Annotated in this window: 23 protein-coding genes; 13 read left to right on the top strand and 10 right to left on the bottom strand. The window is 52.3% G+C overall.

Annotated elements, in window-relative coordinates; genetic code table 11:
• The 7 genes from E0765_RS01170 to E0765_RS01140 all read right to left on the bottom strand — a co-directional run bounded on the left by E0765_RS01170 (position 1) and on the right by E0765_RS01140 (position 3,971).
• Positions 1–510, bottom strand: coding sequence for a hypothetical protein (locus E0765_RS01170; RefSeq protein ID WP_132811385.1), 510 nt, complete (start codon positions 508–510; stop codon positions 1–3).
• A 3-nt stretch (positions 511–513) separates the two neighbouring features.
• A complete protein-coding gene (locus E0765_RS01165; protein ID WP_132811384.1) occupies positions 514–1,401 on the bottom strand; it encodes a tetratricopeptide repeat protein in 888 nt (295 codons plus the stop codon).
• Positions 1,398–1,784 (bottom strand): hypothetical protein, encoded by a 387-nt coding sequence (locus E0765_RS01160; RefSeq protein ID WP_132811383.1) that lies wholly within the window; start codon positions 1,782–1,784, stop codon positions 1,398–1,400. Before E0765_RS01160 ends, E0765_RS01165 begins: the two co-directional genes overlap by 4 nt.
• Positions 1,785–1,889: 105 nt before the next feature.
• Positions 1,890–2,180 (bottom strand): type II toxin-antitoxin system RelE/ParE family toxin, encoded by a 291-nt coding sequence (locus E0765_RS01155; RefSeq protein ID WP_132811382.1) that lies wholly within the window; start codon positions 2,178–2,180, stop codon positions 1,890–1,892.
• Positions 2,177–2,410 carry an addiction module protein gene (locus tag E0765_RS01150; RefSeq protein ID WP_132811381.1) on the bottom strand — a complete coding sequence of 78 codons (234 nt, stop codon included), beginning with the start codon at positions 2,408–2,410 and terminating at the stop codon, positions 2,177–2,179. The genes E0765_RS01155 and E0765_RS01150 overlap by 4 nt, the downstream gene beginning before the upstream one ends.
• A gap of 42 nt (positions 2,411–2,452) precedes the next feature.
• Positions 2,453–2,839 carry a PaaI family thioesterase gene (locus E0765_RS01145; protein ID WP_132811380.1) on the bottom strand — a complete coding sequence of 129 codons (387 nt, stop codon included), beginning with the start codon at positions 2,837–2,839 and terminating at the stop codon, positions 2,453–2,455.
• Positions 2,832–3,971: a PLP-dependent aminotransferase family protein gene (locus tag E0765_RS01140; RefSeq protein WP_132811379.1), complete on the bottom strand. Its 1,140-nt coding sequence runs from the start codon at positions 3,969–3,971 to the stop codon at positions 2,832–2,834. Before E0765_RS01140 ends, E0765_RS01145 begins: the two co-directional genes overlap by 8 nt.
• Positions 3,972–4,195: 224 nt before the next feature.
• On the opposite strand from E0765_RS01140, the gene E0765_RS01135 reads away from it, so the two are divergent.
• Entirely contained in the window at positions 4,196–5,071 is an 876-nt protein-coding gene (locus E0765_RS01135) for a GyrI-like domain-containing protein (RefSeq protein ID WP_132811378.1), read from the top strand.
• A 329-nt stretch (positions 5,072–5,400) separates the two neighbouring features.
• Complete coding sequence (locus E0765_RS01130) at positions 5,401–5,667, top strand: hypothetical protein (RefSeq protein ID WP_132811377.1); 267 nt, start codon at positions 5,401–5,403, stop codon at positions 5,665–5,667.
• 1 nt (position 5,668) lies between these two features.
• Here E0765_RS01130 and E0765_RS01125 read toward each other — a convergent pair whose 3' ends face one another.
• The 3 genes from E0765_RS01125 to E0765_RS01115 form a co-directional block, all read right to left on the bottom strand.
• Complete coding sequence (locus E0765_RS01125; protein WP_132811376.1) at positions 5,669–6,316, bottom strand: hypothetical protein; 648 nt, start codon at positions 6,314–6,316, stop codon at positions 5,669–5,671.
• Positions 6,317–6,488: 172 nt separating this feature from the next.
• A complete protein-coding gene (locus tag E0765_RS01120; protein ID WP_165921615.1) occupies positions 6,489–6,701 on the bottom strand; it encodes a BrnA antitoxin family protein in 213 nt (70 codons plus the stop codon).
• Positions 6,698–6,991: a BrnT family toxin gene (locus E0765_RS01115; protein ID WP_132811375.1), complete on the bottom strand. Its 294-nt coding sequence runs from the start codon at positions 6,989–6,991 to the stop codon at positions 6,698–6,700. Before E0765_RS01115 ends, E0765_RS01120 begins: the two co-directional genes overlap by 4 nt.
• A 256-nt stretch (positions 6,992–7,247) precedes the next feature.
• On the opposite strand from E0765_RS01115, the gene E0765_RS01110 reads away from it, so the two are divergent.
• The 11 genes from E0765_RS01110 (at position 7,248) to E0765_RS01060 (ending at position 19,452) form a co-directional block, all read left to right on the top strand.
• Positions 7,248–7,685 (top strand): MarR family winged helix-turn-helix transcriptional regulator, encoded by a 438-nt coding sequence (locus E0765_RS01110; RefSeq protein WP_132811374.1) that lies wholly within the window; start codon positions 7,248–7,250, stop codon positions 7,683–7,685.
• Positions 7,682–9,097, top strand: a complete 1,416-nt coding sequence (locus E0765_RS01105; protein WP_132811373.1) for an efflux transporter outer membrane subunit — start codon at positions 7,682–7,684, stop codon at positions 9,095–9,097. Before E0765_RS01110 ends, E0765_RS01105 begins: the two co-directional genes overlap by 4 nt.
• Before the next feature lie 3 nt (positions 9,098–9,100).
• Entirely contained in the window at positions 9,101–11,206 is a 2,106-nt protein-coding gene (locus E0765_RS01100; RefSeq protein WP_132811372.1) for an FUSC family protein, read from the top strand.
• Positions 11,206–11,406 carry a DUF1656 domain-containing protein gene (locus E0765_RS01095; protein ID WP_132811371.1) on the top strand — a complete coding sequence of 67 codons (201 nt, stop codon included), beginning with the start codon at positions 11,206–11,208 and terminating at the stop codon, positions 11,404–11,406. The genes E0765_RS01100 and E0765_RS01095 overlap by 1 nt, the downstream gene beginning before the upstream one ends.
• A gap of 10 nt (positions 11,407–11,416) precedes the next feature.
• Entirely contained in the window at positions 11,417–12,304 is an 888-nt protein-coding gene (locus E0765_RS01090) for an HlyD family secretion protein (protein ID WP_132811370.1), read from the top strand.
• Positions 12,305–12,359: 55 nt separating this feature from the next.
• A complete protein-coding gene (locus E0765_RS01085) occupies positions 12,360–12,656 on the top strand; it encodes a tetratricopeptide repeat protein (RefSeq protein ID WP_132811369.1) in 297 nt (98 codons plus the stop codon).
• 69 nt (positions 12,657–12,725) lie between these two features.
• Entirely contained in the window at positions 12,726–16,319 is a 3,594-nt protein-coding gene (dnaE, locus tag E0765_RS01080; RefSeq protein ID WP_132811368.1) for a DNA polymerase III subunit alpha, read from the top strand.
• A gap of 45 nt (positions 16,320–16,364) precedes the next feature.
• Positions 16,365–16,610, top strand: a complete 246-nt coding sequence (locus E0765_RS01075) for a type II toxin-antitoxin system Phd/YefM family antitoxin (protein ID WP_132811367.1) — start codon at positions 16,365–16,367, stop codon at positions 16,608–16,610.
• Positions 16,604–16,873: a Txe/YoeB family addiction module toxin gene (locus tag E0765_RS01070; RefSeq protein WP_132811366.1), complete on the top strand. Its 270-nt coding sequence runs from the start codon at positions 16,604–16,606 to the stop codon at positions 16,871–16,873. The genes E0765_RS01075 and E0765_RS01070 overlap by 7 nt, the downstream gene beginning before the upstream one ends.
• A 336-nt stretch (positions 16,874–17,209) precedes the next feature.
• Entirely contained in the window at positions 17,210–18,187 is a 978-nt protein-coding gene (locus tag E0765_RS01065) for a hypothetical protein (RefSeq protein WP_132811365.1), read from the top strand.
• 26 nt (positions 18,188–18,213) lie between these two features.
• Positions 18,214–19,452, top strand: coding sequence for a M18 family aminopeptidase (locus E0765_RS01060; protein WP_132811364.1), 1,239 nt, complete (start codon positions 18,214–18,216; stop codon positions 19,450–19,452).
• The last annotated feature ends 1 nt before the right edge of the window (position 19,453 follow it).

Raw genomic sequence — 19,453 nt, 5'->3', positions numbered from 1 at the left:
TTAAAACTTCATTCCGACGTAACCTATTGCTTGGATCAAGTTTTCTTTTTTCTCGTATCCACCATAATCGACCGTGAGAGTTCCGGTCGTGAGTCCAACGCCGAGAGTGAAAACGGGAGTCAAGTCGTAATGGATCATGCTTCCCCATGTCATACCGTCAAATGCATGGTCGTTTCGCCCTGCCGTACCGAAGGCATATCCCGCTTTAGCGTAGAGATAGAGATCTTTACTGATTCTGTAACCTATCATAGGGGAGAGATCCATCAATATATCAAATGATGTGTCAGAATTGGTTGAGCACCCTGTACTGTTGAATGCGGTTCCACCGATTTGCATCCCTATATAAACGTTATCAATAATAGCTGATGAAAAAGCAGCGTTTATTCCGACACCGCCGAAATGGTTGCTTCCGATTGCAGTTTGACCGGCGCCGAAAGAAATGACGGTACGTTGCATACTTTCGGCATATAAAGAGAGTGCAAAAAAGCAAAAAAGAGCAGCAAAGCGCATCGGTTATTTTCCGTTGACAATATCCCATGCGGCTTGAGCATCATTAAAAACTTTTCTATCTCCACTTTGTTTCGCGAGTCGCAACCCTTCCGAGGCTTTTACCTTGGCTTCGTTAAGATGCCCCTCCTCATAGTCGATTACGGCAAGAATACTTAGTGCGTGTGATTCATCGTCTATCGCACGTACTTGACGTGCTAGGATTAGTGCTTTTTCGAGAGTTTTACGCGCGTCGCCATATCGGTTTTGTGTGAAATAAAAAGCTCCTAAATTTTTTTGAAAGGTTGCCAAGCCGTTTAAGTTTCCAGTTTTTTCAGCTATCTCGATGGATTTTTGGTACATCTCTTCTGTTTTATAAGTATCGTTTAACTCCTGATAGGCGAGTGCTATATTTGCATATATGTTCGAGTGTTCATTCTCGTCTCGATAATCGAGTGCTTTTTCATAATATTCTATGGCTTTTTTTGGTTGGCCATGATCGAAAAAATATACTCCAAGATTACTATATGCTCTGCCAATTTCATCACGGTTTCCTGATTTAAGCATCAAATCCAGACTCTTCATCCGATAGACAAAGGTTTGCTCGGAATCGCCCATAGCACCGTAGCATGTACCTAACCAACTGTAAATAATGCTATAATCAAAGGAAGTACGTGCTTTTTTCTCCGCTTCTTTGAGAAAGGGGAGTGCTTCTTTGTAGCGGCCTTGTTGTACAAAAGAGAATCCCACGCCTTTTAAATTATAAAAAGAGCGGTCTTTTTTCAGTTGTTGACCGAAGCATTGGGTAGCCTGATCGTAATTTTTCGCTAGATAAGCGCCATCGCAGGGACTGTTTGCAAACGAGGCCGTACTGATTATACCTGCATAAAGAAGAAAGAAAATGGGATGTTTCATTGTCCAGCTTTTCCCTTATGATAGGATCGAATTGCATAGATGGTTTGTGTGATTTGTGTTTGAATAGATACGCGATCGGTTCGCTTTTTATATTCTGCATAAATACCATATCCCAAACATCCTGCCAGTATAGTCGCAGCGATGGCTATTGAATATACATCATTGGTTTTCAAGTTGGAAAGCGATGAAATACGATTACCAACCAATGCAACCATCATGGCCCCCAATGCTACCAATAAAGTGATGATGGTTAAAATATCACTTACTCCATATTCTAAATCAATTTGTTTGGAAATCAGTTCTTGAACTTTGTGTTCTTGAAAAGCCAACTGCGTATCGTTTTTAATCTCGGTAGAATCGATGAATAGGGAATCTATAGCCACTATTATCCTTTTAATATTGGTTTAAGATTATTTTAGCAGAGAGAGAGAGAGAGAGAAGTCAAGGCGTTTCCAGGGATATCCGGAAAAGTCAAATGACGATGATATTCAGGAACGGTTGCTCCAATAAAACGGTTTTTGATGCTGGTGCATAATGGCGATGATAATGATTTCGTTATTGCGCTTTTGATAGACGATGCCAAAAGGGAAACGGTTCGTCAAACACCGTCGTGTTTGTTCCGTTATCGGTTGCCATGCGTCGGGGAAGTCGATAATGCGGTGGATCGTAGCGTAAACTTCTTGTGCAAATTCAAGCCCCAAGTTTTTTTGACACTCTTCGTAATAGTCGATGGCATGGTTGAACTCGATTTCTGCATCGGGATGGAACCGGAAATTCATTGCTCAAAACGGGCTTTGATTTTTCGAAAAACGTCGTTTCCGTCGATAAGGTTTATCTCTCCTTTTTCGATGGACGCGACGCGGGAATCGATCTCGCGTTTCCAGAGAGTTTCGACATCATGATGCGGAGGATTGAGGCTGCTCAAAAGCTTGTCGATCAGCTTGGTTTTGAGATCAATCGGCATCGAATCGATTTCGGCCAAGAGCTGCTGGGTGTTCAACGCGAGCATGATCTACTCCTTTTTCCAAATGGCATCATTATAACATGTATTTTACACCTGCTTTTCTTCCAACACCGCATACGTTCCCGTAGCAAAAGCGACGAGATTTTCCCCGTCGTGGAGTTCGATGGTGACGAACGACGTCTTTTTCCCCTGACGGAGTACCTTCCCGAGCGCGCGCAGATGCTCGCCCGAGGCGGGCTTGAGGTAGTTGATCTTGATCTCCATCGTGACCGACGTAAAACCCTCAGGGAGGTTGGAGACGGCGGCGTACCACCCCGTGTTGTCCATCAGGGTCGAGATGACCCCTCCGTGGATAAACCCCAGATGCTGCAGATGATAGGGCATCGTTTGAAGTTCCACCTCGGCGCTCCCTTGTTCGTAGCGGATCAGTTTGCCGCCGATGTGTTCCAGAAACGGGAATTTAATCTCATGCATATAGTCGTTCCTTTTTGTCTTTGTACGCTTCGTAGGTCCGGGAAATGATTCCGATCCCACGCCGCATCTGCTCGGGGGTTGTCCCTGAGAAATTGAACCGTGCTTCCGGACTGATGGGAGCACCGGGATAGAATTCTCCTCCGGGGACAAATACCGCCCCCTCTTTGAGACACTCCATCGCCAGCTCCTTCGCATCGATCCCCTCGGGAAATGAGCCGTAGATGAACATCCCCCCTTTGGGCTTCGTGAAACGAAAATCGCGCAGCTGCGTTTCGAGTTCATGCGCGAGGGCATCGCATTTTCCCTTGTAGGTCGCGCGGACGGTGCGGAGGTGCCTGCCGAACAGCCCGCTCTCCCAGAAGCGCTCCGCCAGCAGCTGCGAGAGCGTCGAGGTGTGCAGGTCGGAGCGCTCTTTGAGGGCCAGGATCGGTGCGAGGAGCGCCGCGTCGCCGCGGATCCACCCCAGACGCAATCCCGGAGCGAGCGTTTTCGAGAACGATCCGACATGAAGGGTGCGATGGGGGGCGTACAGCGCCATCGGCGCGAGGCGCTCCTCGAAAAAGAGCTCCATGTAGGCGCCGTCCTCGACGATGATTCCCTCGTGTCGGATCGCGATCCGGGCCAGCTCCTCGCGCTGCGAGGTGGAATAGCTGAAACCCGTGGGATTTTGGAAATCGCACATTACATAGGCCCGCTTGGTGATGGCGAAACGGCGTTCGAAGGCCTCTAGATCGATGCCCTTTTCTCCGAGTCGTACCGGGGTAAGAGAACACCCGTTGGCACTGAAGGCGTTGAGAGCCCCAAGATAGGCGGGAGACTCGACGAGCGTGCCGAAGCGGAAATAAACACGGCTGATCAGATCGAGCGCCTGCTGAGCCCCCGTCGTGATCAGGATCTCTTCGGGCTTGGTCTCCAACCCCATTGCGGTGTAATACGAAGCCAGTTTTTCGCGCAGCGCCGGGATCCCCGCGCTCACCGAATACTGTAGCGCGCCGGGGGTGGCGAATACATCGGCCGCAGCTTTTTGCATTGCTTCGAGGGGAAAGAGGCTCTCATCGGGGAGCCCCCCGGCAAACGATACCGTATCGCTTCCGATTACTTCGAGAATTTCCCGGATGAACGAGCGTTTCATAGGTGATCCTTTTTTTTTTCGCCATTGTAGGGGAATCGGTTGTTTTATTCTTTATCCAAAGGTACATAAAAATTATCCAAAATAGTCATTATTTTTATTTAAATATGCTAATATTGTTTATCTCTCCTGCATCCGAAAGATGCAGGTAGCTTTAGGGGGTTGCAAGGGACAAACCTGTCCCTGCCATCCCAACCGGCTTTGCCGGTAGGGATGAATGAAATAATATGAAGCGGGAAACAAAACATCTTCATTCCGACATTGTCAACAGTGTGTTGTCGTACATCTATCTGCACATCGACACGGAACTGAACGCCGCCGAGCTGGCGCGCCGCGAGAGTCTGAGCGTCTATCACCTGCAGCGGATATTCAAAGAAGAGACGGGAAAAAACCTCTACGAGACGGTCAAATCGATACGGCTCCAAAAGGCGGCCAGCCTCTTGCTGACCAACAAGTACGCGACCGTCTCCGAGATCGCCCGGATGTGCGGCTACAGTTCCCAGACCTCGTTCATCAAGGCGTTTCGGGAGCGGTTCCATACGACGCCGAAGGTGTGGAAAAGCGGCGCGTACCTGGAATATTCCAAAAAAATTCTCGCTGGTTCCCCCTACGGCGCGCAGGAGCGCGATTTTTCCGGGACGATCCCCCGCATCGTGAAAGCTCCCCCCATCTACGCCGCCTATATCCGCCATCGTGGCTACAACATTTCGATCAAGAACAGCTGGAACCGCCTGAGGGGCTGGAGCATCGAAAACGGCCTGGGCGAGAGTGCCCGCCAGATCGGGTTCCACCACGACAACCCGACGATCACCCCGCTGGACGAGTGCGCCTATATCGCCGCCATCGAGGTCCCCAAGGGGAGCCATCCCCACGGATCGGTCGCCTATTTCGAGATCCCCGCGTCGCTGTGCGCCGTGTTTCACATACAGGGCAAATACGGCGACGTTCTGCATTTCATGCGCTACGTCTATCAGATATGGCTCCCCGAGAGCGGGTTTGAGACGAAAACGCTCCCCCCCTACGCGATCTACCGCAAAAACCATTTTCTGGACGAATCGGAGGAGTTCGATCTGGAGTTCTATCTGCCGATCCGCGTCCTCTGAGCCGTCCCCGATTTAAACCTTTTGTTCTTCCTATTCACTACATGTTCATTTTTTAAAAATGAACTCCGATGGATAACCGATTTTTTTTTATAAAAATAGGAATGTGGTGGTCGATAAGCACCCCAAAAAGCAAAAAATTATGGTGGGATATTAAAAAAACCCTGACGGGGTCGAATGGTATTCAAACGAGGGGGCTCTAGTTGTGTGGGAAATCCTGATGCAGAACAAAACGGCGGTGGACGCTAAATTGTGGGAATACCATTGTGAGGATTTGTCATTTTGATTCTTGCTTATGATATGATTAACAATATTCATAAAAGGAAATAATTTTGAAAAGACATTCTTGGATAGAAAAAGATGATATTATGACTTTATACATTTATAAATTTGGCTTACAAAACATACCATTTAACAAACAAGATATTGCTAATAAAATTGGAGTTTCCGTTGGGAGCTTAAATTTTAGAATAGGAAATTTTAAAGCTATCGAAGGAATAGGGAAAGCAACTCATTTTTCGAAACTATCATTACAAATATATAACTTATACGGTCATACAAAAGAAAATGAATTGCGTTCCTTGGCATTTGATTTATAAGTTATTTACAATCTACTTGTTCAGTTGAAATTTTATATTGAAAGTCCAAGGGTTTCTCAAGATTCATCCTATTAATAGTTTGCTCAATCATAAATTTATACAATTTATCTTTATCACACTGCTTTTCATAAGTTGAACCCATTACAAAAAATCTTCTTTTAGATTTTGACTCATCAAACCAATGAGTCAAAAAATAATATCCATGCACAATATCGTTTTTAGTGGAATACCCAACAACACCATAGGATGTATTATTTGTTGTAGTACAATTTATATTGCTTCCAATTGAATTACAATCAATCCTTCCTATGCCATTATTTATTGTTCCGTAATCAGCTGAGGCATATTGGTATGAATCCATTTTCTCTTTTAAAACTATCACAACTGTATTTTTAGGTTCGTAAATTTTAAAAGTATCTTTTCCATAAACATTGCTAAAACCAGCATTTTTAAGTTTTTCAATAACATATTTGACATAATATTTTGATGTCAAATCATCATCCATTGCAGTTACCAATAATGCTTCATCTTTATTAATTTTATAATCAGGATCGACTTCAGAATAATAGTTTCCACTCACATATTTAGCGCATCCACTTATTAAAAACATCGAAACTAACATAAGAATAATCAAACTAAATTTTTTCATTTTGTATCAATTTTCCTTCTCATCTTAACGTTTCATGCCAACAATAATATCATAGAGTTTAGATATTAAGATAACACTTTTTAACATAAGTATTGGATCCTCATACCCTTTCGGTACTTTTGAAGTAATTTCACTATCTGACATTTAAAACTATGGGACTCCATCTATTTTTTCAACTTGTCCATTTCAATTCTGGCTCCACATGCCGCTTCGCACAATCGGTTAAATAGGAATTGATGAGCGTTTGATAAGGTAATCCCATTTTGGCTGCCAGCTCTTTGAAATACTCAATCGTATCAACATCCACATTGAGTGAAATTTGCTTTTTAACCTTTTTAGCATAAGGGTTTTGGATGGATTGTGAAAAGTCGTATTCTTCTCTCATGGTAAAAACTCCTTGTATTGTCGTTCCTCGTTTTTGGTTGAAGCTCTGGCGGAGATAATCCGTATCACTCCATAATCGTCCCTGTAACAATGAACGACCGTTAAAATTTTGAGGGTATAGCTCATCCCCAAAAGGATAAACCTCTCCTCACCCTCTGAATGATCCGGATCCGGTATCAACCTTGCAAAATCATCATCAAAAACCGTTTTGGCTTCATCAAATGAAATGCCGTGCTTTTTTATATTCGATGACGCTTTTGCCGGATCCCATTCAAATTTTAATGACTTCATAATGTTATTGTAATGATTGTATCATGATATGTCAAGTGTCTGTCATAACTTTAAAAGTTTTAAAACCCCAAGTTTCATGGGATTTTTATTCATTTTTAGAGCCGCATAGCCTTTTTTCACGCATATGCCGTTTTGAAACCTTTTGAGCGTTGTTTGAACAGGGTGAAAATAATATTATAAACATAATAGTTATTATAATAAGTATTTAAGGCGTATCGCTCTACACTTCCGCCAATTTTTACGAAGGAGGGATGCGATGAGTTTCGAATCGGACAATTCGGTCGCGTTTTTGATCGCCAAAACACGCAACATTCTCAAAAACGAACTCGAAAAAGGGCTCAAGCCCTACGGCCTCACTTATGCCCAGCGGGTCATTCTGATCCGGTTGTGCGAAAAAGACGGCCTGACCCAGAAAGAGCTGGCGCAGGACACCTATTTCGAGCAGTCGAACATGACGCTGATGCTCGATAAACTCGAACTCAAAGGGCTGATCGTCCGCGAGCCGAAGGAGAACGACCGCCGTGCCTATCTCGTGCGTATCACCCCCAAAGGGCGCGAACTCTATGAGCCCCTCGTCGCTCTCGGCGACGCCATGATCGAAAAAGCCTTCTGCGGGATCAGCCATAGCCAGAAAGAGGAACTCTCCCGCGTCCTCCAGACCATTTACGAGAATCTTCAAAGCCCAAAATCATGAACCCCTTACCTCTTGCAGGGCTTTTTGCCGCCCTCGTGTTCCTCGGCGGGTGCGTCCCCAAAACCGATACGGCCACGCCGCTTTCACTCGCGGAAGTCAATGCCGATCTCGAACGCGAACTCGCTGACTTCGACAAACAAACTCTGGATGAGGAGTGGTGGAGGGGATTCGGCGATCCGCAGCTGAACGCCATTATGGCCGAAGCGCAAGAGCACGCCCCGAGCCTCAAGAGCATTCAGGCGCGTTACGCTCAGGCCGAGAGTATCATCCGCTCCGCGCAGTCGCGCAATCTGCCGAGTGTTTCGGCCGACGCCTCGGTTTTGCGGGAGCGGTTCAGCGAAAACCATATTTTCCCCGCCCCTTTGGGGGGGAGTGTGAACACTCTCTATCACCCCTCGCTGGGGATGCGGTACGATTTTGATTTCTGGAATGCTCGCGAGTCGCGGATCAATGCGGCCAAAAACGGCGCGTATGCCCAGAGGGCGTATCTTTCGGCCGCACGGCTCACACTCTCAAGCGCGATCTGCGAGACCTACCTCGCATGGCACTACGACGAAGAGAAGCGTCGGGTGCTCGGTACGCTGGAACAGAGCGCTCTCGAAGAATATTCCATCGTACGCCGCCGATATGCTTTGGGGCTGTGCAGCAAAACGGAGGTTCGTGAAAGCGAGCAAAAACACGCCCGCATTCAGCAGCGCATTGCCGCACAGAGGGTGCTCATCGAAGGGCGGAAAAAAAGCCTCTGCGTCCTCGCCGGGTTCCTCCCCTCGCGTGCTTCGCAGCTTCGGGAGCCTCGCGTTTCGGAGACCTTTCGCGCTCCGATCCCCAAAGAGATCGTGCTGAATCTCCTCTCCCGCCGTCCCGATATTGCCGTCGCCAAATACACACTCCTCTCCAAAGGATACGGAATTGAGCACGCCAAGGCGCAGTTTTATCCCAACATCGTCCTCTCGGGCAATCTGGGATTCACGTCGTTCGGGCGCTCGTCATTGCTGGAATACGCCTCAGCTACCCCGGGAATCGGGATTGCCGTATCGTTGCCGCTGTTTGATGGGGGGGAGCGGGAAGCGAACCTCCAACACGCCGCGAGCGACTACAACGCATCGGTCTACGAGTACAACGAAGCGGTGACCCGTGCCGCAAACGAAGTGGTGGGGCTCCTCAAGCAGTCGGTGTGGCTGGAAGAGCAGCTCCGGTTCCATCGCGAGGAGCTTGCCTCACGCGGGATGAACGAAGAGAATGCACGGAAAAAACACCGTCTGGGACTCAGCGACAAACTTCCCGCTCTGGCCCGCAGAAGCGAGGTACTGGAAGGGGAACTGGGGGCACTGGAACTCGAGAACGTCAAAGTGTCGCTGCAGATCGCGCTCGTACGCTCCCTCGGTGGCGGCTACAGAGAGGGCAAAGAGTAGACTATGGCAACGTTAGCACGAACCACGGCCTCCTATCGCCTTTTTTGGCGTACGTTCGCCGAATGGCGCACACAGGATGCTCCCGTCCTGATCTACATGGTCAAGGCGGCCCTTGCCGGATTGCTGGCGCTGTCGGTCTCGATGATCCTGAATCTCCCCGATCCCCGAACGGCGATATTTACGTCGTTTATCGTCATGCAGCCCCAGAGCGGGCTTGTGTTTTCGAAAAGCTATTACCGGATTCTGGGGACGGTGGCGGGGGTGGCCGTCTCGCTCGCGCTGATGGGGATGTTCGCGCAGGAGCGGGAGTGGTTCATCGCGCTGTTTGCCCTGTGGATCGCGATCACGACCGCCGCGGGGCTTAAATACCGCAATTTTCAGTCGTACGGATTCGTCCTCGCCGGATACACGGTGTGCATCGTCGCGTTGCCGGTCATCGAGATGCCGCTGCAGGTGTTCGAGATCGCGACGTCGCGGTTTTCGGAGGTGTTGGTGGGGATCATGTGCGCGACGCTCATCAGCGACCTGATCTTTCCCCGCCACCTCTCCGATTCGCTCCTCGCCGCGGAGCGGGAGCGGTTCGGCGGGGTGCTCAAAAGCCTTTCGAACCCCAATGCGCTGTACTGCGGCGAAGCCGCCACGGGACGTTTTGCCAGCGGGGTCGTGGGGCTGAACGCGACGCAGGTGAACACCGCGTTCGAGGGGAAAAACGACCGCAGGATGCGCCAGCTCTACCAGCATCTCAATATGTCCTACATGAACCTCTCCACGACGTACCATTCGCTCCGGACGCTCCTTTCACGGCATAGCGGCTCTGATGCGTTTGCGGAGGGGATAGGTAGAGTCTACGTACCCGTTGCCGCGGCACTGGCGGAGCTTCCCCAAATGGCTCTGGAGAGCGAAGAACTCGCCGCAGCGGTAGAGACCCTCGAAGCGCTCAAACGCTCCCAGGAGGGGCTGATCGAAACACAGCGCGAGACGATGGATGCCGGGGAACTGGAGCGTTTCGATGCGGCCTCGCACCTGCTGCGACGGCTATTGAGCGAACTGCACCACTATTGCGTCACTTACCTCTCGCTGCTGCGTCACCGCCGATTCGGGGACAGTTCTGAGGAACTGAGCCGGAGTGTCCGTTTCAAGAGCCACACCGATCCGCTCCTCGTCGCTCTTGCCGCACTCCGCGGGGCGTCGGTGCTGCTGGCCGGAATGGCACTGTGGATTTTGAGCGGATGGGCGCTGGCTCCGCAGAGCATCATGCTCTCGGTCGTCATCACGCTGCTGATCGCGACGCTTCCCAACCCCCTCGACACGGTTATCAACTTTTTCAAGGGGGGGATCGCAGCGATCGCGTTTGCGGCATTGTACGATTTTTACCTGATACCGCGGTTTGCATCGGACCTTTTCAGTTTGTGCCTGATCCTGTTTCCGCTTCTCGCTATGCTGGCGTGGTGGACGACGCGTCCGAAGTGGGGCGGTTTTTCGCTCGGATTTATTTTCATGTTCATGTACCAGACCGCCCTGGACCCCCATTATAAGATGACGGCGACTTTTTTTCTCGAGAATGCGTTGGCCAACCTGATCGGGATCATTCTGGCCGGGTCGGCGTACTATCTGATCAATTTCTGGTCGCTTGCCTGGACGCAGCGGCGGGTCGCCTCGGCACTGCGCCGCCAGATCGTCTTGCTGTGCGACGGCCCGCTGAACGTTCAGCGCTCAACGCTTGAGAGCACGGCCAGGGACATGGTGCAGCAGTTTTCAACCCACGGGCGCCTCAATGAACGCTCCGCTACGCGGATGTTCGAATGGCTCCTCTCGACGCTTGAGATCGGCCGCGCCGTGATCGCCATCCGAAGACAACTCGAGCGTGGGAAGGTGCCCCACGAATCGGAGCGCAGGGCGCTCGGAGCGCTCCGTGAGTATTTTTCGGCCGCGTCGGAGGCGGAATATACGGTCCTCACGCGGCGTCTGGACGTGGCGCTGCATGAGCTGCACGAAGTGCTGCAAGGGGAGATGGCCTCCGAAAGGCTCCGGAGACTACGCGATGAACTCTCCCTGATCCGCATTCTGGTGTCGGAGAAAGAAGCTCTACCGATCCTCAAGGAGTCATGATGCCGCTGGATATCACGCTGTTCGGGATTCAGATGCCGACGCTGCTTCCCGTATTTTTCGTCACGGCGCTGTTTCAGATCCTCATCGACCGCGCTTTCGCCGATGCGGGGGTCTACCGCCACGTCTGGCATCCCGGGCTGTTTCGGACGGCGGTGTTCGTCTGTTTGTTCGCGATCCCCTGTATCGCCATTTACCGTTAAGGAACCCGTTATGAATAAAAATACCCGATTGAGCAAATTTTTCCGTTTCGCGATCACGTTTGCCGTGGTCTCGCTGGCCCTGTTTCTGGGGCTGATGCTGTGGGAGTCGTACATGAACTCCCCCTGGACGCGCGACGGACGGGTGCGGGCCGACGTGACGATGGTCGCTTCTGACGTCAGCGGGCTGGTGAGCCGCGTTGCGGTGCGGGACAACCAGCACGTGAAGGCAGGGGAGGTGCTCTTTGAAATCGACTCCGAGCGGTTCCGCCATGCCCTCAGCGAAGCCGAAGCGACACTGGAGGCGAAAAAAGCGGTACTGGCGATGAGAGCGCATCAGGCCTCCCGCCGGGCTGCGGCGGGTGACGAGGTCATCTCGCGCGAAAGCGCCGAGGATGCGGCGTATGAGGCCGTGATTGCCCGTGCCGACGTCGAAGAGGCGCACGCCCGCGTCGAAACGGCGCGGCTGGAGCTGGAGCGCTCTTATGTCCGCGCCCCGTGCGAGGGGTGGGTGTCGAACCTCCTGCTGCGCCGGGGAGATTACGTCAGGGCCGGGGAGAACCGCCTCAGCCTCATCGAGAGCGGGACGTTCTGGGTGTACGGTTATTTCGAGGAGCACAAGCTCTCGAAAATCGGTGTCGGCGACGCGGCGGTGATGAACCCGCTGGGGACAAAAGTGTGGCTCCGGGGGCACGTCGAGAGCATCGCGCGGGGGATTACCGACCGCGACAATGCTACCGGAGAGCGGCTGCTGGCCAACGTTAACCCGACGTTTACATGGGTGCGCCTTGCGCAGCGGATCCCCGTGCGGATCAAAATCGATCATATCCCCGAGGGGTTCACCCTCGCCGCCGGGATGACCTGCTCGGTCCGGATCAATCCTGACCAAGGAGCGCGATGAATCACAAACGACAAACGCTCTTTCTCAAACCTATAATCATACCAAGGAGATATCCATGAAAAAGCTACTGAACCTGATCGCCATCGCGGTGGTCGCAATCCCGTGTTTCGCCGACGGATTGGGAGAAGGAAAAACGGCGTTGGAATTCAACGATTACGTCAAGGCCGCAGAAGCATTCGAACGCTCGTGCACCGGGGGAAACGCCCAAGGGTGTTTAGAGCTGGGAGCGCTGTATGAACAGGGGGTGGGGGTAGCCCAGAACCCCTATAAGGCTTCGAGCCTCTACGCACAGGCATGCCGGGAAGGAGAAGCCAAGGGGTGCAGCCGCATGGGCTTAACCGTCACCCCATGACCCTTTTAAATGAGTTCTTAACCCTGGGGTGACTATAATCCTTTTAGATTTGACTGGAAGGTTTTTTTGATGAGCATCCCCCCCTTTACCCACCTGCACCTCCACACCGAGTACTCGCTTCTTGACGGTGCGAACAAAATCTCCGCGCTGGCGAGCCGGGTAAAAGAGCTTGGGATGAGCGCCGTGGCGATGACCGATCATGGCAACATGTTCGGCGCGATCGATTTTTACCACCAGATGCGGGGGGCCGGCCTCAAGCCCATCATCGGAATGGAAGCCTACATCCACAACAGCGACGACCTCTCGGATAAGAGTGTCAAGCAGCGTTTCCACCTCTGCTTGTTTGCCAAAAACGAGATAGGCTACAAAAACCTCATGTACCTCTCCTCGAAAGCCTACATTGACGGCTTCTACTACTTTCCCCGGATCAACAAGCAGCTCTTGCGGGAGCACTCCGAGGGGCTCATCTGCACCTCGGCGTGTCTTCAGGGAGAGGTGAACTGGCATCTGAACACCAACAACGAACGGAATGTCCGTAACGGGGCAGGGGGATACGAGGAGGCAAAACGGGTCGCCCTCGAGTACCGCGAGATTTTCGGGGACGATTTTTACATGGAGATCATGCGCCACGGGATCGGCGACCAGCTCTTCATCGACGAACCGGTGATCCGCCTCTCGCGCGAAACGGGGATCAAGCTCGTTGCGACGAACGACACCCACTACACCTACGCCGACGACGCCCAGTACCACGAGGCGTTCATGTGTATCGGGATGAATAAACTCTACGACGATCCCAACCGCCTGCGCCACTCGGTCCATGAGTTCTACATCAAATCCCCCGAACAGATGGCGAAACTTTTCGCCGACATCCCCGAAGCGCTGCACCATACCCAGGAGATCGTTGACAAATGCCAGCTTGAACTCAAACTCGGCAACCCGACACCGCCGAATTTTAAATTTACCCGGGAATATGCCGCCGCCGAGGGATTGAGTATCGATAACCAAGGCGACGACGAGAGCGTCGAACCCAAAAAACGGCTTACCGCCGCCGATAAAAACGACGCGGAGTACTTCATCCACTGCTGCCGAAAGGGTCTGGAAAAACGGCTCGAACACGTCCCCGAAGCCCGTCATACCGAATACCGCGAGCGCCTCGAATTCGAGATGGACGTCATCAACCAGATGAAGTTCCCCGGTTATATGCTCATCGTCTGGGATTTCGTCCGCGAAGCGAAAAATATGGGTATTGCCGTGGGCCCCGGGCGGGGATCGGCGGCGGGAAGCCTCGTTGCGTTCGCCCTCGAGATCACCGACATCGACCCGATGAAATACGACCTTCTTTTCGAGCGTTTCTTGAACCCGGAGCGGGTATCGATGCCCGATATCGATATGGACTTCATGCAGGCGCGACGCGGGGAGATCATCGATTACGTCGTCCGCAAATACGGACGCGAACAGGTGGCGCAGATCATCACGTTCGGTTCGCTGTTGGCCAAGGGGGTTATCCGCGACGTCGCCCGTGTCCTGGATATGCCCCTCTCGCAGGCGGACATGATGGCCAAGCTGATTCCCGATGAGCTTGGGATTACCCTCAACGGCAAAACCAAAGGGGGAGAATTCAAACCCGGGGCATTTCAGAAAGAACCCAAGATCAAGGAACTGATCGAAAACGATACGCAGGCGGCGCGCGTATGGGAATTCTCCAAAAAACTCGAAGGACTCAAACGAAACGCCGGGATGCATGCGGCGGGGGTCGTCATCTCCAATGAACCGCTCTGGAAGAAAACCCCTATCTACAAACCCTCGGGGGAGGAGACGTTCGTCACCCAGTATTCGCTCAACTACCTTGAAGACGTCGACCTGATCAAGTTCGACTTCCTCGGCCTCAAAACGCTCGACGTCATCGACAACGCGATCAAGCTGATCCAGAAACGCTACGGCAAAGTTATCAACTGGCACGAGATCGACGAAAACGACCCCAAAGTGTACGAAACGATCCAGAGCGGGGAAACGATCGGGATGTTCCAGATCGAGAGTTCGGGGATGCAGGACCTGAACAAACGGCTCAAGCCCAGCTCCTTCGAGGACCTGATCGCGGTACTGGCGTTGTACCGTCCGGGACCTATGGAGTCGGGGATGCTCGATGATTTCATCGAACGTAAACACGGCCGTCAGGCGATCACCTATACCTTCCCCTCGATGGAGCCGATCCTCAAACCCACCTACGGGGTTATCGTCTACCAGGAGCAGGTCATGCAGATCGTCCAGACGGTCGGGGGCTTTTCACTCGGCGGCGCGGACATTGTACGGCGTGCGATGGGGAAAAAGAAGATCGAGGAGATGCAAAAGTACAACAAAGAGTTCTCCGAGGGGGCGGCCAAGCAGGGACTCGATTACCAAAAAGCGTCTGAGCTGTTCGACCTGATCGAAAAATTCGCCGGCTACGGGTTCAACAAATCGCACTCGGCGGCGTATGCGATGGTCACCTTCCAGACAGCGTGGCTCAAGACCTATTACCCGCAGGAGTTTATGGCGGCATTGCTCACGTCGGAAAAAGACAACACCGATAAAGTGGTCAAATACATCGACGAAGCCAAGCGGATGAAAATCTCCCTCGGTGCCCCGGACATCAACGATTCGCAGCTGGAGTTCTCGGCGATCACCAAAGACGGGGCCGATCAGATCCTTTTCGGTCTGGGGGCAATCAAAGGGGTTGGCGAAGCGGCGGTCGAATCGATCCTCGAAGCCAGAGCCGAGGGGGAGTTCACCGACCTCAAAGACTTCATCAACCGCATCGAGCCGCAGAAGGTGAACAAAAAGGTTATCGAGTGCATCATCAAGGCCGGAGGCTTCGACCGCTTCGGCTACTCGCGCCGCGCGCTGCTCGAGCAGGTCGAAATCCTCGTCGAGGCGGCCAAGCAGGGATCGACACTGAAAAAAGAGTCGCAGTTCAGCCTTTTCGGAGACGATGCCGAGGTGACGACGGTCGATTTCAGCATCAAAAACTACGACGAATACGACCTCAAAGCGATCCTGGATTTCGAAAAGGAGACGCTCGGATTCTACGTCTCGGGCCACCCGCTGGACGGCTTCAGAGAGCAGATCGACGCAATCAACTACACCCTCTCCAGCGAGATCGAGAACATTGCCGACGGCTCCAGCGCCATTTTCATCGGAAAAGTCGAAGAAATTACCAAAAAGATGTCGAAAAAAGGGTCCATGTTCGGCCTTGTCAACCTCATGGACTTCCACGGCAACATCGAAATGATGCTCTTCTCCGACAAGCTTGAACAGCTTGAGGGTATGGACCTCGACGAGCCGATCGCGTTCAAAGTCAAGGTGACCCACACCGAGATGTTCACCCGCATCAGCGTCACGAAAATTATGACGTTGAACGAAGCGAAAAAAGAGGCGAAAAAGGTGGAGACGAAAATCGTCGAAAACCTCCCTCCCCCCGAACCGCTGAACCTGCGCATCCGCCTCAGCGACGACCTGGAGAGTCTCCAGAAGCTCTACACGCTCGTCCGCCGCCACCCCGGCCGCCGTCCGATTAAGCTCACGATCGTCTCCAAACTCGTCGACGTCGTTATCGATTCGGCGATACGGGTCGATGAGAAGGTGATGGAAGAGTTAAGTGTTTTGGAAGATGTGGATGTGATTTGACAAAGCGTACGCTTTTCGGTACGATTTGTTACTAAGGAGCTAACTATGACCAAAGTTATAACCGCCTCTCAAGCTCGATCAGACATCTACAATCTCATCGATGAGACGGCACAGAGCCACGAACCGATCATTATCACGGGCAAACGCCACAATGCCGTCATGGTCTCGCAGGAAGACTGGAGAGCGATCGAAGAGACCCTCTATCTCACCTCTATCCCCAATATGGCCCAATCGATTACACAGGCCATGAACGCACCCGATAGTGAATTCAGCGAATCGGTCGAATGGTAGAGTACAAAATCCTCTACAGCAAAGAGGCGCAAAAAGATGCGAAAAACCTCTCTGCCGCGGGATTGGCTGATAAGGCGAAGGAACTCATTTCCATTATTGCAAAAAATCCGTTCCAAACCCCTCCGAGTTATGAAAAACTGGTTGGAAATCTCAGCGGAGCTTACTCCAGACGCATCAATATCAAACACCGTCTCGTCTATCAGGTGAACGATGAGAGCAAAACGGTGAGAATCTTGCGGATGTGGAGCCACTATGGAGAATAAGCTGCTATCACTCGCAAGGGTTAAAGAGTGATCAAAGTTTAGGCGAACCTATCACAAAAATATTACAAATAATAATCAGCCCCTCTTGAATTTTATGTTTTTATAATGATCAGATATTCTTTGCTCAGGAGGGGTCGTCATGAATTCGCCTATCCGTTCCGCAATCGTCTGGTCTTGTACCGGATCGGCCGTTTACTCTGTTCTGCTTGCACTTTCGTTTGAGGCCGTACGCATCATCTGGTTGGCAACGCCCGTTTATCAGTGAACTTTCGGCGGGGAAGCCGCTGAAAGGAATGTATTTTGCTTGTCACGGTTATTCTCAACGGGAGGTGAACCGTGAAAGTCGAATGCAGTTCCATCGCGATGGAGTCCAAACACGAATCGAAGCGTGAAGTCCAAAGCAGTTTCGAAGCACTGCTTGAAACCGATGCCCCTTCGCCGCAAGAGGTCCAACGTGTTAAAAGCGAGCAGGAGCTGATCGAACAGTTCCATTTCACGCTCCTGTTACGGTTGCTCGATATGCTGCAGGGGCGAACGTGCAAACGCGAGCGGTTTCGCATCGATGAAGCAGACGATGCGCTGGATATCGCCCCTTTCCGCAACATCCGCGAACGGATCACCTATACCGAAACCGTCGCCTCCTTCGAAAAACTAGAAATCTCGATGAAGGGGTGCGTCAAAACCGATCGCGGAGAGATTGCGCTGGATCTGAACCTCTCCCTCTCTCAATCGTTCGTTCAGACCCGCCGGATTTCCAAAGAGGATTTTATCGATCCCCTGGTGATCCACATGGGAGGGGAATTTCCGTCGCTCTCATCGACGACGTTTCACTTCGACATCGACAGCGACGGAGTCTTGGATGAAATTGCGAGGCTGGGTGCGGGGAGTGCCTTTTTGGCACTCGATCGCGACGGAAGCGGCCGGATCGAAGAGGGCAGCGAACTGTTCGGCACGAAAAGCGGCAACGGTTTTGGCGATCTGGCACAGTTCGACCTCGATAACAACTGCTGGATCGACGATGCCGATCCGATCATGAAACAATTGAAAGTCTGGATGGTCGACGAAGAGGGGGAGCGGTTGTTGGGGATCGCCGAAGCCGGTGTCGGCGCCATTTACCTCGGGCAGGTATACTCTCCATTCATCCTGCGCGATGAAGAGGGAATACCCCTGGGACGCTCAAAATCGAGCAGCCTGACTCTCAACGAAAACGGCACCGTCGGGACCGTCGCGCAGCTCGATCTGTGCAAACGCGCCTCGAGCGTCCAAATCGAGAAACCCGCCGAGCCCCTCGCACAGGCACTGATGGCGGTTTGAGCCCAAAATACTTTTCAGGATAACGGATGAGAGAATTCAACGAAGAACTATTAAGCTTTATCGACGCTTCCCCGACCCCTTTTCATGCGGTGGAATGGATGGCCAGAACCCTCGAATGCCGGGGGTTTCACCGTCTTGAAGAGGATGAGGAGTGGACGCTTCTTGAGGGTCAGGATTACTACGTCACCCGTAACGACTCCTCGATCGTCGCTTTTACCTACCCTCCCTGTGCCGAAAAAGGGTACATGATCGTAGGGGCCCATACCGATTCTCCCCATCTGCGTCTCAAGCCCCATCCCCTGACCGAGTCGGCGGGGGTCAAACGGCTGGGGGTCGAACCCTACGGCGGGGTATTGCTCAACCCGTGGTTTGACCGCGATCTTGGGATCGCCGGACGCATCGTCTATCTGGAGGGGGAAGTGCGCAAAGAGGCACTGGTCAACATCTCCCGCCCCGTTGCCATGATCCCCTCGCTGGCGATCCATCTGGACAAAGAAGCCAACACTTCCCGCTCGATCAACGCCCAGACCGACATCGTCCCGATCATTGCGACCGGAGAGGTCGATTTCGAAAGATTCATCCTCTCCCAGGTTGCCGAGGATACCTCTCATCTGAGTCTTCTGGCCCATGAACTGAGCCTCTACGACCTGCAAAAAGGTTCGTTTGTCGGCGTTAACGACGATTTCATCGCATCGGCGAGACTTGACAACCTGATGAGCTGTTTCGTCGGGCTTCACGCGCTGCTTGATTCGACCTATCCGATGATGCTGGTGTGCATGGATCATGAGGAGGTGGGGAGCGAAACCCATGCCGGTGCTGCCGGGACGTTCGCACAAGAGGTATTACAGCGTATCGGTGGGGATCAATATTCCGTTTTGATGCGCCGCAGCCTGATGATCTCGTGCGACAACGCCCACGCCCAACACCCCAATTTTCCGGCCAAACATGAGAGCGAACACGCGCCGCGACTCAACGGCGGGGTCGTGGTCAAAATCAACTCGAACCAGCGATATGCCACCAATTCGCGGACGCAGGGGCGCTTCGTGCAGTGCGCACGGGCGTTGCACGTTCCTTTACAGACGTTCGTGACCCGCAGCGACCTGGGGTGCGGATCGACGATCGGGCCGATCAGCTCGGCGCGTTTGGGGGTCGAGACGATCGACGTGGGGATCCCGCAGCTGGGGATGCACTCGATCCGTGAACTGGCGGGGACGCGCGATGCCTACGGGCTTTACCGTGTCCTGATGCAACTGGGGGATTTTTAGG

Origin of the sequence: Sulfuricurvum sp. IAE1, assembly GCF_004347735.1 — a bacterium.
Classification (GTDB): Bacteria; Campylobacterota; Campylobacteria; order Campylobacterales; family Sulfurimonadaceae; genus Sulfuricurvum.
Note: the sequence above shows the minus strand (reverse complement) of the source record. Positions and strands in the feature narration are given on the sequence as shown.

Excerpts from the sequence above, each read along its gene's own strand:
- E0765_RS01170 (WP_132811385.1), bottom strand. The coding sequence starts at position 510 with ATGCGCTTTGCTGCTCTTTTTTGCTTTTTTGCACTCTCTTTATATGCC.
- E0765_RS01165 (WP_132811384.1), bottom strand. The coding sequence starts at position 1,401 with ATGAAACATCCCATTTTCTTTCTTCTTTATGCAGGTATAATCAGTACG.
- E0765_RS01155 (WP_132811382.1), bottom strand. The coding sequence starts at position 2,180 with ATGAATTTCCGGTTCCATCCCGATGCAGAAATCGAGTTCAACCATGCC.
- E0765_RS01150 (WP_132811381.1), bottom strand. The coding sequence starts at position 2,410 with ATGCTCGCGTTGAACACCCAGCAGCTCTTGGCCGAAATCGATTCGATG.
- E0765_RS01145 (WP_132811380.1), bottom strand. The coding sequence starts at position 2,839 with ATGCATGAGATTAAATTCCCGTTTCTGGAACACATCGGCGGCAAACTG.
- E0765_RS01140 (WP_132811379.1), bottom strand. The coding sequence starts at position 3,971 with ATGAAACGCTCGTTCATCCGGGAAATTCTCGAAGTAATCGGAAGCGAT.
- E0765_RS01135 (WP_132811378.1), top strand. The coding sequence starts at position 4,196 with ATGAAGCGGGAAACAAAACATCTTCATTCCGACATTGTCAACAGTGTG.
- E0765_RS01125 (WP_132811376.1), bottom strand. The coding sequence starts at position 6,316 with ATGAAAAAATTTAGTTTGATTATTCTTATGTTAGTTTCGATGTTTTTA.
- E0765_RS01120 (WP_165921615.1), bottom strand. The coding sequence starts at position 6,701 with ATGAGAGAAGAATACGACTTTTCACAATCCATCCAAAACCCTTATGCT.
- E0765_RS01115 (WP_132811375.1), bottom strand. The coding sequence starts at position 6,991 with ATGAAGTCATTAAAATTTGAATGGGATCCGGCAAAAGCGTCATCGAAT.
- E0765_RS01110 (WP_132811374.1), top strand. The coding sequence starts at position 7,248 with ATGAGTTTCGAATCGGACAATTCGGTCGCGTTTTTGATCGCCAAAACA.
- E0765_RS01105 (WP_132811373.1), top strand. The coding sequence starts at position 7,682 with ATGAACCCCTTACCTCTTGCAGGGCTTTTTGCCGCCCTCGTGTTCCTC.
- E0765_RS01100 (WP_132811372.1), top strand. The coding sequence starts at position 9,101 with ATGGCAACGTTAGCACGAACCACGGCCTCCTATCGCCTTTTTTGGCGT.
- E0765_RS01095 (WP_132811371.1), top strand. The coding sequence starts at position 11,206 with ATGCCGCTGGATATCACGCTGTTCGGGATTCAGATGCCGACGCTGCTT.
- E0765_RS01090 (WP_132811370.1), top strand. The coding sequence starts at position 11,417 with ATGAATAAAAATACCCGATTGAGCAAATTTTTCCGTTTCGCGATCACG.
- E0765_RS01085 (WP_132811369.1), top strand. The coding sequence starts at position 12,360 with ATGAAAAAGCTACTGAACCTGATCGCCATCGCGGTGGTCGCAATCCCG.
- dnaE (WP_132811368.1), top strand. The coding sequence starts at position 12,726 with ATGAGCATCCCCCCCTTTACCCACCTGCACCTCCACACCGAGTACTCG.
- E0765_RS01075 (WP_132811367.1), top strand. The coding sequence starts at position 16,365 with ATGACCAAAGTTATAACCGCCTCTCAAGCTCGATCAGACATCTACAAT.
- E0765_RS01070 (WP_132811366.1), top strand. The coding sequence starts at position 16,604 with ATGGTAGAGTACAAAATCCTCTACAGCAAAGAGGCGCAAAAAGATGCG.
- E0765_RS01060 (WP_132811364.1), top strand. The coding sequence starts at position 18,214 with ATGAGAGAATTCAACGAAGAACTATTAAGCTTTATCGACGCTTCCCCG.